The organism is Deinococcus fonticola, assembly GCF_004634215.1.
Classification (GTDB): domain Bacteria; phylum Deinococcota; class Deinococci; order Deinococcales; family Deinococcaceae; genus Deinococcus; species Deinococcus fonticola.
Genome location: NZ_SMMH01000025.1, coordinates 39,895 through 54,182, shown reverse-complemented (window position 1 = coordinate 54,182; position 14,288 = coordinate 39,895). Strand labels below are relative to the sequence as shown.

At 63.7% G+C, this 14,288-nt stretch carries 13 protein-coding genes; 6 read left to right on the top strand and 7 right to left on the bottom strand.

All coding sequences use genetic code 11. From position 1 onward, the window contains the following. From E5Z01_RS19585 to E5Z01_RS14060, 3 genes are all read left to right on the top strand, one after another. The coding region (locus E5Z01_RS19585) for a hypothetical protein (protein WP_167757933.1) at nucleotides 1-532 on the top strand (532 nt) is incomplete at its 5' end. Between the two features lie 343 nt (nucleotides 533-875). Beyond that, nucleotides 876-3,215, top strand: a complete 2,340-nt coding sequence (recG, locus tag E5Z01_RS14065; protein ID WP_135229935.1) for an ATP-dependent DNA helicase RecG — start codon at nucleotides 876-878, stop codon at nucleotides 3,213-3,215. After that, nucleotides 3,216-3,521: a hydrolase gene (locus E5Z01_RS14060; protein ID WP_135229934.1), complete on the top strand. Its 306-nt coding sequence runs from the start codon at nucleotides 3,216-3,218 to the stop codon at nucleotides 3,519-3,521. 57 nt (nucleotides 3,522-3,578) lie between these two features. Here the strand turns inward: E5Z01_RS14060 and E5Z01_RS14055 are convergent, their stop codons facing one another. From E5Z01_RS14055 to E5Z01_RS14040, 4 genes are all read right to left on the bottom strand, one after another. Next, nucleotides 3,579-3,893 (bottom strand): roadblock/LC7 domain-containing protein, encoded by a 315-nt coding sequence (locus tag E5Z01_RS14055; protein ID WP_135229933.1) that lies wholly within the window; start codon nucleotides 3,891-3,893, stop codon nucleotides 3,579-3,581. Beyond that, nucleotides 3,890-4,228 carry a roadblock/LC7 domain-containing protein gene (locus tag E5Z01_RS14050; RefSeq protein WP_119762359.1) on the bottom strand — a complete coding sequence of 113 codons (339 nt, stop codon included), beginning with the start codon at nucleotides 4,226-4,228 and terminating at the stop codon, nucleotides 3,890-3,892. The genes E5Z01_RS14055 and E5Z01_RS14050 overlap by 4 nt, the downstream gene beginning before the upstream one ends. Beyond that, the gene (locus tag E5Z01_RS14045; protein ID WP_119762361.1) at nucleotides 4,225-4,575 is read right to left on the bottom strand and encodes a roadblock/LC7 domain-containing protein; all 351 of its coding nucleotides are present in this window, start codon (nucleotides 4,573-4,575) and stop codon (nucleotides 4,225-4,227) included. Before E5Z01_RS14045 ends, E5Z01_RS14050 begins: the two co-directional genes overlap by 4 nt. Before the next feature lie 70 nt (nucleotides 4,576-4,645). Then, a complete protein-coding gene (locus tag E5Z01_RS14040) occupies nucleotides 4,646-5,344 on the bottom strand; it encodes a tyrosine-protein phosphatase (protein ID WP_135229932.1) in 699 nt (232 codons plus the stop codon). A 223-nt stretch (nucleotides 5,345-5,567) separates the two neighbouring features. Between E5Z01_RS14040 and gyrA the strand changes: the two genes are divergently transcribed. Continuing rightward, the gene (gene gyrA / locus E5Z01_RS14035; RefSeq protein ID WP_135229931.1) at nucleotides 5,568-8,012 is read left to right on the top strand and encodes a DNA gyrase subunit A; all 2,445 of its coding nucleotides are present in this window, start codon (nucleotides 5,568-5,570) and stop codon (nucleotides 8,010-8,012) included. Nucleotides 8,013-8,176: 164 nt separating this feature from the next. Here the strand turns inward: gyrA and E5Z01_RS14030 are convergent, their stop codons facing one another. Further along, nucleotides 8,177-8,749, bottom strand: a complete 573-nt coding sequence (locus E5Z01_RS14030) for a lytic transglycosylase domain-containing protein (protein ID WP_135229930.1) — start codon at nucleotides 8,747-8,749, stop codon at nucleotides 8,177-8,179. 494 nt (nucleotides 8,750-9,243) lie between these two features. On the opposite strand from E5Z01_RS14030, the gene E5Z01_RS14025 reads away from it, so the two are divergent. Both E5Z01_RS14025 and E5Z01_RS14020 read left to right on the top strand, forming a co-directional pair. Further along, complete coding sequence (locus E5Z01_RS14025; RefSeq protein WP_167757932.1) at nucleotides 9,244-9,861, top strand: helix-turn-helix domain-containing protein; 618 nt, start codon at nucleotides 9,244-9,246, stop codon at nucleotides 9,859-9,861. 155 nt (nucleotides 9,862-10,016) lie between these two features. Further along, nucleotides 10,017-11,378: an FAD-dependent oxidoreductase gene (locus E5Z01_RS14020; RefSeq protein ID WP_135229940.1), complete on the top strand. Its 1,362-nt coding sequence runs from the start codon at nucleotides 10,017-10,019 to the stop codon at nucleotides 11,376-11,378. A 259-nt stretch (nucleotides 11,379-11,637) separates the two neighbouring features. On the opposite strand, the gene E5Z01_RS14015 is transcribed toward E5Z01_RS14020, so the two are convergent. Both E5Z01_RS14015 and E5Z01_RS14010 read right to left on the bottom strand, forming a co-directional pair. Then, nucleotides 11,638-12,087 carry a hypothetical protein gene (locus E5Z01_RS14015; protein WP_135229929.1) on the bottom strand — a complete coding sequence of 150 codons (450 nt, stop codon included), beginning with the start codon at nucleotides 12,085-12,087 and terminating at the stop codon, nucleotides 11,638-11,640. A gap of 107 nt (nucleotides 12,088-12,194) precedes the next feature. Beyond that, complete coding sequence (locus E5Z01_RS14010; RefSeq protein ID WP_135229928.1) at nucleotides 12,195-14,279, bottom strand: ABC-F family ATP-binding cassette domain-containing protein; 2,085 nt, start codon at nucleotides 14,277-14,279, stop codon at nucleotides 12,195-12,197. Nucleotides 14,280-14,288: the final 9 nt, after the last annotated feature.

Here is a 14,288-nt window from a genome sequence, read left to right as displayed (position 1 = left end):
CAATCAGACCATCAACCCAGTCCTGGCCGATGAATTCACGGTCGCCATAGAGGGTGAAGATGTCCTGGCAATGCAGAATCTCGAGTGCGTCCTCAAGAATGAGCAGCCGGGTCGCCGCGTTGCTGTTGCCACTGTGGTCAAGGAACTCAAACAAGAGGGGAATGGCGACGCCTCGCCAGATGACGGCGAGAACGAGAATATTGACGTCTTGACCGCCCAACTTCCAGTTGGTGCGGTCAATGATGAATTCGCGCTGCTTGGGGTCAGGGAGAAGCTGGAGGAGAAAGCGGGCCACGTCTGCTGGACACAGGGGATGCTGGTCGAAGAAGCGTTCAAGGCGTCGGATGACAGAGTCTGTTTTGGCATCGCCTGGGAAGCGCTCTGCGAGCGCTGCGTGACGCACATCCTTGGCCTTGATCAGGGCAAAAACGACGAGCGAGAGAAGCTCGACCTGGCTCTTCCGGTACTCAGGAAAGTGGCAGGCGAAATTCAGACTGAGAGCAACGAGTTCAGCGTTTGGCGCGCTCTATAGGGCACCAGATAGGGTGTCCATTGCAAGTGGGAAGCTGAAAACTCGGTTTTCAGCTTCCCGCACAGCGCTTCTCGAAACTGTCGGGTACTGAGGGGCAGATGACACCATCTTTCCAAAACGCCATCGCAAAGCTGGTCATCAGCACCTCCTATGCACCTAGCTCAATCCCAGAAGAAATTTAGCTGATGGCAGATTTAATTTCATTATCGTAAAGGGGTACGACGTTCTCTGCTCAAGCCCCCGCTTTGGCTCCCTTTTGGGGGCGGCGGGGGCTTGGGCCGAACGGCAACTTGTACCGGGTGGACTGGAGTGACCTGCGCGTGTCTGTTATGTTAGGAGCGGAATGGCGACGGTTCAGGAGTTACGCGAGCGACTGCGGCGGCCTCTCGCGGCTGAACTGGCCGGAGGGTGCCAGAACCGCGTGGTGGCGGGCGGCGTGGAGAAGCTGCTGGCCTCGGCGCTGGCCAACCCCTTCCCGAAAGTGCGTGAACGCCTGAGCGGGTACGCCGACTGGAACGAAACCGAACGCGCCGGGGCGTTGCAAGACGCCCTGAAGCTGCTGGGGGACACGGAAAAGCCCAAAGCGGCGGCCTCGCGTGCCGCGCGCCCCGCGCCGCCTGCCGCCGCCCCCGGTGAACGCCTCGCGCCGGACACGCCGGTGGCGCAGCTGGACACCGGGCCGGGCGGCCCGCGCAAACTGAGCAGCCTGGGCCTGCACAACCTGCGCGACGTGCTGCACGCCTACCCGCACCGTCACGAGGACAGACGTGCCCTGCCTGACCTGGCGAACGTGGAGGAGGGGCAGAAGGTCACGGTGGAGGGCGTGGTGGTGAACAAGCACCGCCGCACGCCTAAACCGAACATGCTGATCATCGAGATCACGCTGGAAACGCCGTCGGGCGGGCGGGTGAAAGCCAGCTGGTTCAACCAGCCGTGGGTGGAGCGGCAACTGCGCGAGGGCGCACGGCTGATCCTGACCGGGCGGGTGAAGAAGTTCGGGAACCGCGTGCAGTTGAGCGTGGAGCACATCGAGAAGATGGAGGTCGCGCAGGACAGCCTCAGCACCGGGCGGATCGTGGGCGTGTACGACAGCAAGGACGGCATCAGCCAGGAGTTTCTGCGCAAGGCGGCCTTCAAGGCGCTTCAGGCCGTGCCGCTCGACGATTACCTGCCGGCCCACTGGCGCCAGAAGTACGCGGTGACCGACCTGGCCGACGCGCTGTGGGGCATTCACTTTCCCCGCGACGAGGAACACCTGTCGCGCGCCAACCAGCGCCTGCGCTTCGACGAGTACCTGTTTCTGGAGCTGCGGATGTTGCTTCAGGGCGAGGACGCGGTATTGCAGGGCAAACGCTTTCAGGCGACGGGCGACGACATCGGCAAATTTGAAGCGGCCCTGCCCTTCCGCTTCACCAACGCCCAGCGGCGCGTGCTGCTGGAAATCACCGACGACATGCGCAGTGACCGGCAAATGGCGCGGCTGGTGCAGGGTGACGTGGGCAGCGGCAAGACGGCGGTGGCGGCCTGCGCCCTGTATCTGGCGGTGCGCGACGGGTATCAGGGCGCGCTGATGGCCCCGACGGAAATCCTGGCGCGGCAGCACTTCAAGAACCTCGAAGGTTACCTGGGCCAGCTGGACGTGCGCGTGGGCCTCCTCATCGGCGCCATGACGCCCCGGCAGAAACTGGAGATGCAGACCCGCATTGCCGAGGGGGACGTGGACGTGGTGGTGGGCACCCAGGCGCTGATTCAGGAGAACGTGCAGTGGGGCAACCTGGGCCTGGCGGTGGTGGACGAGGAGCACCGCTTCGGCGTGCAGCAACGCCGCAAGCTGCTGCAAAGCCGCCCGGACGTGCTGGTCATGTCGGCCACGCCCATTCCGCGCAGCCTGGCGCTGACCGCTTACGGCGACCTGGAACTGAGCATCATCGACGAGTTGCCGCCGGGGCGCACGCCCATCGAGACGAAGCTGATTCAGGACAATTACCGCACCCAGGCCTACGGCTTCGTGATGAAGCAGATCCGCGAGGGAAGGCAGGCTTACGTGGTCACCAGCCTCATCGAGGAAAACGAGAACCTGGAGTTGCTGGCCGCCACACAACTGGCCGACGACCTCAAAACCATCCTGCCCGAGGCGCGAATCGACCTGCTACACGGCAAGATGGCGGCCGCCGAGAAGGATTATGTGATGGAACGCTTCCGGCGCAGGGAATTCGACATTCTGGTGTCCACCACGGTTATCGAGGTGGGCGTGGACGTACCGAACGCCACCGTGATGGTCATCGAGAACGCCGAACGCTTCGGGCTGGCGCAGTTGCACCAGTTGCGCGGGCGGGTCGGGCGTGGCAGCGCCCAGAGCTACTGCGTCCTGATCGCCGGGGAACACAGCCAGAAAACCCGCAAGCGCCTGAAGATCATCGAGGGCAGCACCGACGGGTTCGTGATTGCCGAGGCCGACCTGAAACTGCGCGGCCCCGGCGAACTGCGCGGCACGCGGCAAAGCGGGATTCCCGATCTGCGGCTGGCCGACCTGGCGAACGACACGGGCATCATCGAGCAGGCGCGGGAACTGGCGAAACACATCCTGGCGCACGACCCGAAACTGGAGCACCCCCGTCTGCAATACCTGCGTTCAGAACTGCAAAACCGCAGCCAGAGCGTGGCGTTCAGGGAAGTGATCTGAATGGCAGAACAGGTCGTTTACGTCGATGTGGATGAAACACTGGTACGGAACTCTGGTCGCTCCCGCATTCCTATTCCGGCTGTCATTGCTTACGTCCGCCAGTTGTTCGGGAACGGCGCGGAGTTGTTCTGCCGGAGTTCCGGCGGGGCCGCTTACGCCCGCGAAAGTGCGCGTGAAGTGGGGTTGGAACACTGTTTCACCGCGTTCCTGCCAAAACCGCACGTGATGATTGACGACCAGCCCGTCAGTAATTGGCGCAGGCTTGTTTACGTCCATCCAAACGGTGTCGGGAATTCCGAACACTGAATCAAAAATCTTCCCGGCACACCTGGGCGCACCGGGAAGGCATTCCGCTCAGTGGTCTTACACTTGCCCGATGGCGCGGCGCACGGCAAAGCGCACGCGGCCCAGGCTGGCAACCTCGTCGAAGGCCACCAGCATGATCTGGTCACGGACGTTCACGGGGGTCAGCAGCATGGGGCCACGGTCGAGGTCGAGCAGCAGGTCGTTCCAGGTGCTGGCCCCCATGGCGCTTTTCAGGCTGCCCAGCATGGCGCGGGCGGTGCTCACGACTTCCACGTCGGCGCTGCCTTCACCGACATGCAGGACGACCTGTCCGGCGTTGTCGACCAGGGAGGCGTAGCGCACGCCGCGAACTTCAAGGAGGCTGTCGATCATGCTTCACCGGCGGGCAGGTCGACGATTTCCAGGGCGAGGCGGGCCAGGGCCTGCTGGGCGGGGCGCGTGTCGATGCCGCGCTGAATGGCGCTGCCCAGTACGTAATCGCCACTGGCCATGGCGACGATTTCCATGCGTTCACTCGTGAAGGCCAGGCGGGTGACGCGGCCCGCGCCCATGCGGTCGCTCACGCGGGCGATGCTGGTGCGCAGGCTGGCCAGCTCGGCGGCCAGGGCTTCGCTGCCCTCCCCGATGCATTCGATGGTCAGGCCGTCCTCACCGACCAGCACGGCTGCCACGAGGCCAGGCACCTGACGAAGGGAATCGAGTTTCACAGGAAACCTCCCAGGTTGCGGGCGGCTTCGCGCATGTACAGGCGGGCCTGGCCCAGGTTGCTGCGTCCGTCCAGGGCGACCAGCAGGAAGAATTCGTCGTTGATGGGTTGCAGGTACACGCTGAGCTGTTCGCCGCGCACATAGAATTCACGGGTTTTTCCGCCGTTCACCGTTTGGGTATACACGCTGTTGGCTGCCCGCAGCAGTCCCGCGTGCTCGGCAACGAGCAGGTTCAGGTCGGTGGCGGTGGGGGTGTAGCCTTCCACGAGCAGGCCGTCGAGGCCACCGATGGCGGCGCCCCAGGCTCCATCGACATCGGTTACGAGTTTGGTGAGGTTTGCCAGCATGTCGGCATTATGATAAAGCCCTTTCGTCACATGGTTCTGACGGATTGACGAGGTGAGCGTTCAGGGCGTTTCAGGGGCACGGATGAGCCACACCGCCCTGAAGTCGTGCGGCCAGTGCCGCCTGCTCCTCCCGGCTGAAGCCGTGGGCTTCGAGGTACTTCCCTGCGCCTTCCCATTCGCTGTCGAGGTACGCGAGGGGGCGCCGCATGTCGTCCGGACAGCAGGGCTGGAAGGGTTCTAGTTTTGCCCACTGTGCAGGCGTCTTTCGCGCTTGCATGGCGGCGAAGAAGTCCACGAGTTCCGGGCCGGTAAGAACGTGATCGGTGGCGACCTCTTCCCTGCTTTTTCCAGCCAGTTCCAGGCACAGCGCCACGATCAGTCCGGTGCGGTCTTTTCCGGCGTGACAGTGAACGAGGACGGGGCCGGACGGGGCATCCAGAATTGCACCGAGGATGGTGACGATCTGGTTGGCGGCATGTTGAAGAATAGCTACCGCGTAGTCACCGTTATCTTTTGCCTCTGCGCTGGCCGTGTTCAGGGCGCGGTTGCGGTATGGGAAGAGCGAGAGGTTGAGGTACTCGGCGCGCCCCAGAAATGGAGGCGGGTCAAGCTGCCGTTCTGCACGGGTTCGGAGATCGATGATTCGCGTGATGCCCAAATTCAGTAATTCGGTCTGTTCCTGCTGGCTGAGGGAACTGAGGTTGCCACTGCGGTACAGGCCGGGCAGGGGCTGGCGGAAGTTCATGGCCTGATGTGGACGCTGGGTCATGGAGATCCGATTTTGATGGTCTGCGCGTCCTTTTTTTGCAGGCTGAGTTGCTGTTCTGGCCGTAAAAATCGGGTACAATAGGTGACGTTGAGGGAGCCATATCTATTACGTTAATAACAGAATGTGCTAGAATGGTTCCATTCCCGGACGATAACCGGGCCTCTATCAAAAAGTGCCGCACTCGGTGAGACCTCTCCGCCGAAGGCGGCCCGAATGGAGCCACATGACTGGAATTCAACCTGTAGACATTACCAGCGAAGTCAAGTCCAACTTTATCAACTACGCCATGAACGTGATCGTCGACCGCGCCCTGCCAGATGTGCGCGACGGCATGAAACCCGTGCAGCGGCGAATCATGTACGCCATGCTGCAAGAAGGGCTGGTCAGCAACCACAAGCACGCCAAGTCCGCCTCGGTGGTCGGCGAGGTCATGAAGAAGTACCACCCGCACGGCGACAGCGCCATCTACGACGCCATGGTGCGCCTGGGGCAGTGGTGGAACCTGCGTTACACCCTGGTCGACCCGCAGGGCAACTTCGGTTCGATGGACGGCGATATGGCCGCCGCCATGCGTTACACCGAAGCCCGCATGACCAAGGTGGCCGAGGAAATCCTGGCCGACCTGGAAAAAGAAACCGTCGACCTGAAACCCAACTACGACGAGACGACAGTGGAACCCACGGTGCTGCCCTCGGCGGTGCCGAACCTGCTGATCAACGGCGCATCGGGCATCGCGGTGGGCATGGCGACGAACATCCCGCCGCACAACCTCACCGAAATCTGCAACGGCCTGCTGGCGCTGATCGACAAGCCGAATATCACGCTCGACGAGATGATGACGCACGTGAAGGGGCCGGACTTCCCCACCGGCGGCCGCATCAGCGCCCAGGGCATCCGCGAAGCCTACGCCACCGGGCACGCCGGGCTGAAGATTCGTGGTAAGGCCCGCATCGAGGAAAGCAAGAACGGCCGCACCCAGATCATCATCAGCGAGATTCCGTATCAGCTCAACAAGACGAACCTGCTTCAGACCATCAGCCAGATGTACAAAGCCGGGAAAATCCCCGATATTTCCGCCCTGCGCGACGAGTCCGACCGCAAGGAGCCGGTGCGCATCGTCATTGAACTCAAGCGCAGCGCCGCCGGCATGGGCACGCTGGTGCTGAACCAGCTCTACAAGTACACGCAACTCCAGAGCACGTACACGGTCATCAACCTCAGCATCGTGAACGGCGAACCGCGCGTGCTGCCGCTGATCGACACCATGGGGTACTTCCTGAAGCACCGTCAGGAAGTGGTGACGCGCCGCACCCAGTACGACCTGAAGAAAGCGCAGGCCCGCGCCCACATCCTGGAAGGTCTGCTGAAAGCCCTTGACCATATCGACGCGGTCATTGAACTGATCCGTGCCAGCAAGACCGCTGCCGAGGCCCGTGACGGCCTGATGGTGCGCTTCGAGCTGTCCGAGGAGCAGGCCCAGGCCATTCTGGACATGCGTCTGCAACGCCTGGTGGGCCTGGAGCGCGAGCGTCTGCAAGGCGAGTACGACGAACTTCAGAAGACGATTGCTTTCCTGCAAAGCATCCTGGGCGACCAGGGCATCCTGTGGCGCGAGATCAAGAAGGAAATCCGTGACATCCGTGACCGTTACGGCGACGAGCGCCGCAGCATCATCACCGTGCTGGAAGAGGACATCAACAAGGAAGACCTGATCGCCGTCGAGGACATGGTCATTACCATGACGAAAGCCGGGTACCTGAAGCGCACCAACCTGGACGCCTACCGCGCCCAGAGCCGCGGCGGACGCGGCAGCAGTGGCGGCAAACTCCGCGAGGAAGACGCGAACACCAACGTGTTCGTGGGCAGCACGCACGATTACCTGCTGATCTTCACCGATCAGGGACGCGTGTTCCGCGAGAAAATTTACGACCTGCCCGAAGCAGGCCGCGACGCCAAGGGCACGCACATCCGCAACCTGCTACCCGGGTTGCGCGAGGAGGAAAACATTGCCAGTGTCCTGAGCGTGAAGGACTTCAGCCAGCCCGGTTACTTCCTGTTTGCCACCGAGAGCGGCATGGTGAAAAAGACCCTGATCACCGAGTACGGCAACATCACGGCGGCGGGATTGATCGCCATCAACCTGCAGGACAACGACGAACTGATCGGTGTACGCATCGCTCAGGACGGCGACGACGTGGTGCTGGCGACCCATAACGGCAAGGCCATGCGCTTCAAGGCCGAGGAAGTCCGCGCCACCGGCCGAGCCACCCAGGGCGTGATCGGCATTCGCCTGCGCGAGAACGAGCAGGACGCGGTGGTCAGCATGGCCCTGGTGCCTGGAGGCGACGAGAACAGCGAACTGCTGGTCGTGAGCGAGTGCGGCCTGGGCAAGCGCACGCCCGTAAGCGATTACCCCGCCAAGGGGCGCGGCGGCATGGGCGTCATCACGCTGGACGTGACCGACAAGACCGGCAAGCTGGTGGCCCTGACCCGCGTGGCCGGCGGCGAGGAACTGATGGTGCTGACTGAGAAGGGCACCGTGATTCGCACCCGCGTGGAGGAAGTCCGCGTGACTGGCCGCAACGCGCAGGGCGTGAAGATCATCAATGTCGGGAACGGTGACAGCGTCATCAGCGCCTTCCCTATCCGCAAGGAAGAAGAACTTTAACCCGACCTGACAACCTTTCGCGCCTGCCCTGGAAACTTATTTTCTTCGGGGCAGGCGCTTTTCTCTTTCCTATTGCATTGACCAAAAAGAGGTGTGCTTGCTGGGCGAGTGAATGAAGGCGAGCAGGGCGATTGGCCTACAGGCGCCTTGCTCAAGGCCGGTACTTAAGGCCTTTTCTGTTCGACCAGGGGGGCGGGGGTCGTCCACGGCCCGCTGCTGGACACGCTGGGAGCGGCGATGATGGTGTTTTTCGTGGTGATGACAGGCGCGGTGCCGGAGCGGGCCGCCATGACGACCGGGACGCCGGAGTCGGTGCCGCCCATGATGGCCGCGACGTAACCGCGCGTTTCCCGGAAGGGCGGAATGCCGCGGTACTTCGTGACGTTGCCCGGCCCGGCGTTGTAGGCGGCCAGAGCCAGCGGCCAGGAGTTGAAGGTGGTGAACTGCTGATTCAGGTAGCGGGCGGCGCCCCGGATGCTGTCCACAGGGTTCCAGGGGTTGACCTTCAATAGCCGGGCGGTGCCGGGCATCATCTGCGCCAGGCCCATCGCGCCCACACGGCTGCGGGCACCCGGGCAGAACTGACTTTCTTTCTTGATCAGGTTGTACAGCAGGTTCTGCGGCATACCATAGCGGACTTCCTCGGCGCGGATGGCCTCGATCCAGTTGGCTTGGGGAACGCAGCCTGCGGAGGCATATCCGCTGGCAAGCACGGCAAAGATAAAGAGAGGCTTCATAGCTGACTCACGGATTCTGCCACGCTTCAGGCCCTTGTACGCCTCTTAATGAAGCCCTTGACCGTCCGGTCAGTGAGGAGAAGGAAAATTTTTGCTGCTTCAGAAGACCTCCACACTTTTCTGAGGCGAAACAGTCAGGTGAGGAAAATGGCAGTTTGAGGTGTGTTTCTCATTGCCGGAAGGGATGTCATTACGGATTAAAGAAAAAGCCTTACCTGTGTTGAATGAACAGTCTCCTGAGCACCAAGAGGGCAGCGGCATCTCTGAGCATTTCCGTGTTAAATCGCCGTCTAGGACTCTATTTTTCCCAACCCTAAGCAACCAACACTGGCATTCTGACCGCAGGTTCATTTAGTGACCTAAAGCTCTGTTAAACAAACAAAATTGTTTACAAAAATGTGATTGTAGGTTACACTGTAACCAGCGTTAGGAATGGCGCTCGCAGCACTCCCCACCACATCTATCCACAACAAACGCCTAAGGAGGCGACCACAATGACCCAGATTCAACCCCAGACCAGCACCCGTACCTTTGTAGACACTGTGACCTACCGTCCCGGTGCCGTGATTCTGTACCCCGGAAAAAGCGATATGCTGTACCGCGTTTCCAGTGGCCTGGTGCGCGTCCATACCATGGACGACGACGGCAATGGCCTGACCCTGCGCTACGTGAAGCCCGGCGAATACTTCGGCGAGGAAGCCCTGGCCGGCGTGAACCGCGCCTACTTTGCTGAGGCCGTTACCGACAGCAGCATCGACGTGATCAACCCCGCCCTGATGAGCGCTGAGGACAACCTGGTCGTGACCACCCACCTGGTGCGCACGCTGGAACGCGCTTACGAAAGCATCTACCGCCTGGTCGGCAAGCGCCTGCGTGCCCGCATTGCCGGTGAGCTGCTGGAACTCCGGGAAACCGCGCTGGCCACCCAACTCGACAGCGGCGAAACCATGATCTACGCCACGCACGACGAACTGGCCGCCGCCGTGGGCAGCGTGCGCGAAACCGTCACCAAGGTCGTCGGCGAACTCACCCGCGAAGGCGTGATTACCGCCGGGTACGGCAAGATCACCCTCAAGAAAGAAGACGCGCTCAAAGAAATTGCCGCTTCCTGATCCACAACTGGACTCAGCCGCTCCCCTCCAAGGGAGCGGTTTTCAGTTGCTTTGCAGGAGCCAGCGGAACAGGCCGGCCCAGCAGCGGCGAGGTGGCCCAGTCATCCGAACAGCGGGGACAACAGCAAGGGGGCAAACTCGCTACACTGCCTGCCATGACCCTTCCGTATACCCCCGAACGGCCCCTGCGCGTGGCCGTGATCGGCAGCGGCCCCAGCGGTATCTACACGGCCGAGTCCCTACTAAAACAGACCAACCTGCCCGTATCGGTGGATGTGTACGACCGCCTGCCCACCCCCTACGGCCTGGTGCGCTACGGCGTGGCCCCGGACCACCTGACCATCAAAAGCGTGACCAAGGGCTTCGAGAAGACCCTCGGCGACCCGCGCGTGCGGTTCCTGGGCAACGTCGAGTTCGGCAGGGACATCACCCTGGCCGAACTCAAGGCGCATTACGACGCGGTGGTGTATACCGTGGGGGCCAGCAGTGACCGCCGCCTGGGCATCCCCGGCGAAGACCTGAAAGGCAGCCTGAGCGCCACCGAATTCGTCGCCTGGTACAACGGTCACCCGGACGCCGCCACGCGCGACCTGCTGCTGAACGCCACCGGGGTGGCCGTGGTGGGCGTGGGGAATGTGGCGCTGGACGTGGCGCGTATCCTGGTCAAGACCACCCGGGAACTGCACGAGTCCGACATCGCCCCGCACGCCCTGCCGGTGCTGGAGAAAAGTGACGTGAAGGACGTGTGGATTCTGGGCCGCCGTGGCCCGGCGCAGGCGGCCTTTACCACCAAGGAACTGCGCGAGTTCGGCGAACTGGAAGTCACGGAACCCATCGTGAACCCCGACGAGATCGCCCTGACGGAAGCCGAGGAAACGGCCATCACCGACAACGTGAAGAAGAAGAACGTGGAGGTGCTGCGCGACTTCGCGGCCCGCACGCCGGAAGGCAAGGACAGGCGCGTTCACCTGCGTTTCCTGGTCTCCCCTGTGGAAATCCTGAGTGACGGTCAGGGCAACGTGGCGGGCCTGAAAGTCGAGAAGAACCGCCTGGACGAAAACGGGAACGCCGTGGGCACGGGCGTGTACGAGACGCTGCCGGTGCAGCTGGTGCTGCGTTCGGTGGGTTACCGGGGCGTGGCGCTGCCGGACGTGCCTTTCGACGAGAAACGCGGCGTGATTCCCAACGACGAAGGGCGGGTGCAGGGCCGCGGCGGCGAGTACACCGCCGGGTGGATCAAACGCGGCCCGAGTGGCGTGGTCGGCACCAACCGCAAGTGCGCCGCCGACACCGTGGCCCTGCTGCTGGCAGACGCCGGCAGCGGCCACCTGCCCGCCGCGCCGAACGCCAGCCCCGCCGACGTGGACGCCTTGCTGAGCGGCAAGGGCGTGGACGTGTACTCGTTTGCGGACTGGCAGGCGCTGGACGCTCAGGAACTCGCGCAGGGGCAGGCCGCCGGACGCCCACGCCACAAGATCGTTCACCGTGAGGAGATGCTCAAACACCGCAAGGCCTGAAGTTCCTGCGGTTCGCTGGCCCGTTTGCGTTCTTGCAGGCGGGCCGGCTGTTTTACCCTGCGGAATGAATCCGTTCGTCATCCCCTGAAGCAGCGGGCTTACGAGGAGTATCACGCCCGCTACGAGAGCAATCCATGTCCAGAACACTTTTTTTGCTTCTTCTTCCAGTCGGGTTGAGCAATTATGCCAACTGTTCAACCGGAATTTATGTAAGCAAAAAACCCCCGGCGTTCACCGGGGGCTTGAAATCTGTAGACGCTCAGGCGCTGACGCTGGCGCGGGGTTCCAGGGCGTAGAAGGCGACCACGGCCACCAGTGCCCCCACCCAGCCGGGCGCACTGCCCAGTTGCAGGTCGAAGGTGCGGCCCAGTACGGTGCTGCCCAGTTGCCCGGTCAGGTGTTCGCCCTGCTGCTGCGCCACGATGTTCCAGCCCACGATGGGTTCGCCCATGAAGCCGGTCACGCGATCCACGCCGCGCAGCGTGACTTTCTGGCTGCCCACGTTGCCTTTCAGTTCGCCGTCGGCCAGTTCGATGCGCACGCTTTCGCTGCCCACGCTGCCCTGCACGCCCGACTCGGTGATTTCCAGTTCAATGTCCTTGCCGTGCAGCTTACCGCCCGCACGACCCACGATTTTGTCGCCGTCGATGGCGCAGCGGATATCGTACCCGTCCGCTCCACCCAGGCGTCCCTTGATGAGGTCTTCCATGACACAGGAGTATAGCGGAAGGAAAGCAGAAGGCGGACGGCAGGCTGGCGGGAAAAGGAGCGGAGAACCTGAAAAAACAGGGGTGGGAAGTGGTCGACCCTCCTCCCTCAGCGGATCAGGCCGACGCGCTCGAAGTATGCGCGGCGTCTCAGCAGGCGCCCAGACTCTCCCAGTTGAACTTTGCCGACGTTCCAGCGCTCGAACAGAATGCGCAGGGCACCGCCCAGCAGGGCCGAGGCGTACCAGGTGGGCGCGGGGCCAGAGAAGCGCAGGGTGGCTCCGTCCCAGGCCAGGTGAGGGCAGCTTTCGTCGTTGGCGGCCCAGAACATGCCGCCCCCGGAACCTGGGGGGCCGTCTCCCAGATGCTGGGCACGGACGGTGAGGGGCGGTTCACGCACCTGATCGTCCCATTGCGGCGCGGCGAAGGCCCCGGCGTACAGGCCGTACAGGCGCTGCTGAACGTGGTAAAGCTGCGCGCGCAGGCGGGCTTCCTCGCGGCCCGTCAGGCGACCGGGGGGGCCGTCCAGCACGGTCTGAATCTGGGCAAGTTGGTTCTCGAGCGGTACGATTTGCTGCCGGGCGGACGGTTCCGGCGGTGGGGGGGGCGGGTCACTGTCCAGCCGGCGGGCGGGGTCGGTGTACTCGCGGCTGCCCCAGCCCTGTACTTCGCGCAGCCTGGCGTCCTCGATGACCCACAGCCGATTCGCCACCTCGCGGGCGAAACGCCGGTCGTGGGTAACGATGACCACCGCGCCGCCGTAAGCGTGAACGGCGTCCTCCAGCGCTTGCAGGGCTTCCACGTCCAGGTGGTTGGTGGGTTCGTCCAGCAGCAGCAGGTCGGCCCGCAGGCTGCTGACCAGCGCCAGCCCGGCGCGGGCACGTTCGCCGCCCGACAGCATTTCCGGGGTTTTGGGCCAGTCGGCGGCCGTGAAGCCGGCGCGGCCCAGGATGGCGTTCGTCTGCCCACCGAAGCGCCGCTCGAACTGCCCGTGCAGGGTCTCGGCAGGATTCAGGCCGTGCCACGTCTGGTCCAGGCTGGCGACCGTGACGCCGCCCGCCACGCGCAGCACCGGCGGCGGGGTGGTGTCGTCCGGGAAGGTGTCCCCGGCAAGTAAACGCATCAGGGTGGTTTTGCCGGTGCCGTTCGCGCCCATGAGGGCCACCCGGTCTCCCTGGCGCAGGCGGAACGCTGCGTCCTGCAAGACCACCTGCGACCCGTAACTCCGGGTGAGGTGCTCACCCCACGCCACCAGTGGGGCGTGAGCCGTGCCGGCCAGCAGACGCATTCTGATCTGCCGCTCGGGCAGCGGCGCTTCCAGCACGTCCACGCGGCCCACGCGCGTTTTCAGGGCACCCGAGCGCCGTCCACGCCTGTCCAGCCACGCCACGCTGTCTTCCAGCCGCGCCCGTTCCTGCCCGGAGAGCTTCGCGGCTTTCGCCCGCGTGCGGCGCTCCAGTTCGCGCTGCGCCCAGGCGCGGGAATACCCGCCCGCGTACCCGCTGGCCTCGCCGTGCTGGAGCCACACGCTGCGGGTCGCCACCGCATCCAGAAAATCGCGGTCGTGACTGGTCAGGATCACGCCCCCCCGGAAGTCGCGCAGCCAGCTTTCGAGCCATTCACGCATGCGGATGTCCAGGTGGTTGGTGGGTTCGTCCAGCAGCAGAATATCCGGTTCGCGGGCCAGTGCCAGCGCCAGCGCCAGCCGCGTGCGCTCCCCGCCGGACAGCGTGGCGGCCTCACGCTGCTGGAAACGCGTCAGGTCCAGCCGGCCCAGAATGCGCCGCACACGCGAAGGCCAGGCGTACGCCTGCGCCGCCTCCAGGTGGGCGTGCAAATCCGTCCACGCCTGCAACACGTCCGGGTCGCCCAGGTTCGCTTCCAGCCCCAGCAGCCGCGCTTCGGCCTCGCGGTACGGGTGCGCGGCGTGAAGAAGGTCGCGCACCGACACGCCCGCCGGGTGCGCGTGATGCTGCGCCAGCACCGCGGTTCGCAGGCCGTCCGCGTGCCACACAGTGCCCTCGTCGGGGTGACGTTCGCCGCTCAGCAGGCGCAGCAACGTGGTTTTACCTGCACCGTTGCGGCCCAGCAGCGCCACCCTCTCCCCCGCCGCCACACTCATGGACACGCTCGCGAGCACGGCCCGGTCACCGTACACCACGGTCACCTCCTGGGCCGTCACCAGCGTGCTCATCGCCATGAA

Excerpts from the sequence above, each read along its gene's own strand:
- E5Z01_RS14040 (WP_135229932.1), bottom strand. The coding sequence starts at position 5,344 with ATGACCCAGCGTCCACATCAGGCCATGAACTTCCGCCAGCCCCTGCCC.
- E5Z01_RS14045 (WP_119762361.1), bottom strand. The coding sequence starts at position 4,575 with ATGCTGGCAAACCTCACCAAACTCGTAACCGATGTCGATGGAGCCTGG.
- E5Z01_RS14010 (WP_135229928.1), bottom strand. The coding sequence starts at position 14,279 with ATGAGCACGCTGGTGACGGCCCAGGAGGTGACCGTGGTGTACGGTGAC.
- E5Z01_RS14055 (WP_135229933.1), bottom strand. The coding sequence starts at position 3,893 with ATGATCGACAGCCTCCTTGAAGTTCGCGGCGTGCGCTACGCCTCCCTG.
- E5Z01_RS14060 (WP_135229934.1), top strand. The coding sequence starts at position 3,216 with ATGGCAGAACAGGTCGTTTACGTCGATGTGGATGAAACACTGGTACGG.
- E5Z01_RS14025 (WP_167757932.1), top strand. The coding sequence starts at position 9,244 with ATGACCCAGATTCAACCCCAGACCAGCACCCGTACCTTTGTAGACACT.
- E5Z01_RS14030 (WP_135229930.1), bottom strand. The coding sequence starts at position 8,749 with ATGAAGCCTCTCTTTATCTTTGCCGTGCTTGCCAGCGGATATGCCTCC.
- gyrA (WP_135229931.1), top strand. The coding sequence starts at position 5,568 with ATGACTGGAATTCAACCTGTAGACATTACCAGCGAAGTCAAGTCCAAC.
- recG (WP_135229935.1), top strand. The coding sequence starts at position 876 with ATGGCGACGGTTCAGGAGTTACGCGAGCGACTGCGGCGGCCTCTCGCG.
- E5Z01_RS14015 (WP_135229929.1), bottom strand. The coding sequence starts at position 12,087 with ATGGAAGACCTCATCAAGGGACGCCTGGGTGGAGCGGACGGGTACGAT.
- E5Z01_RS14020 (WP_135229940.1), top strand. The coding sequence starts at position 10,017 with ATGACCCTTCCGTATACCCCCGAACGGCCCCTGCGCGTGGCCGTGATC.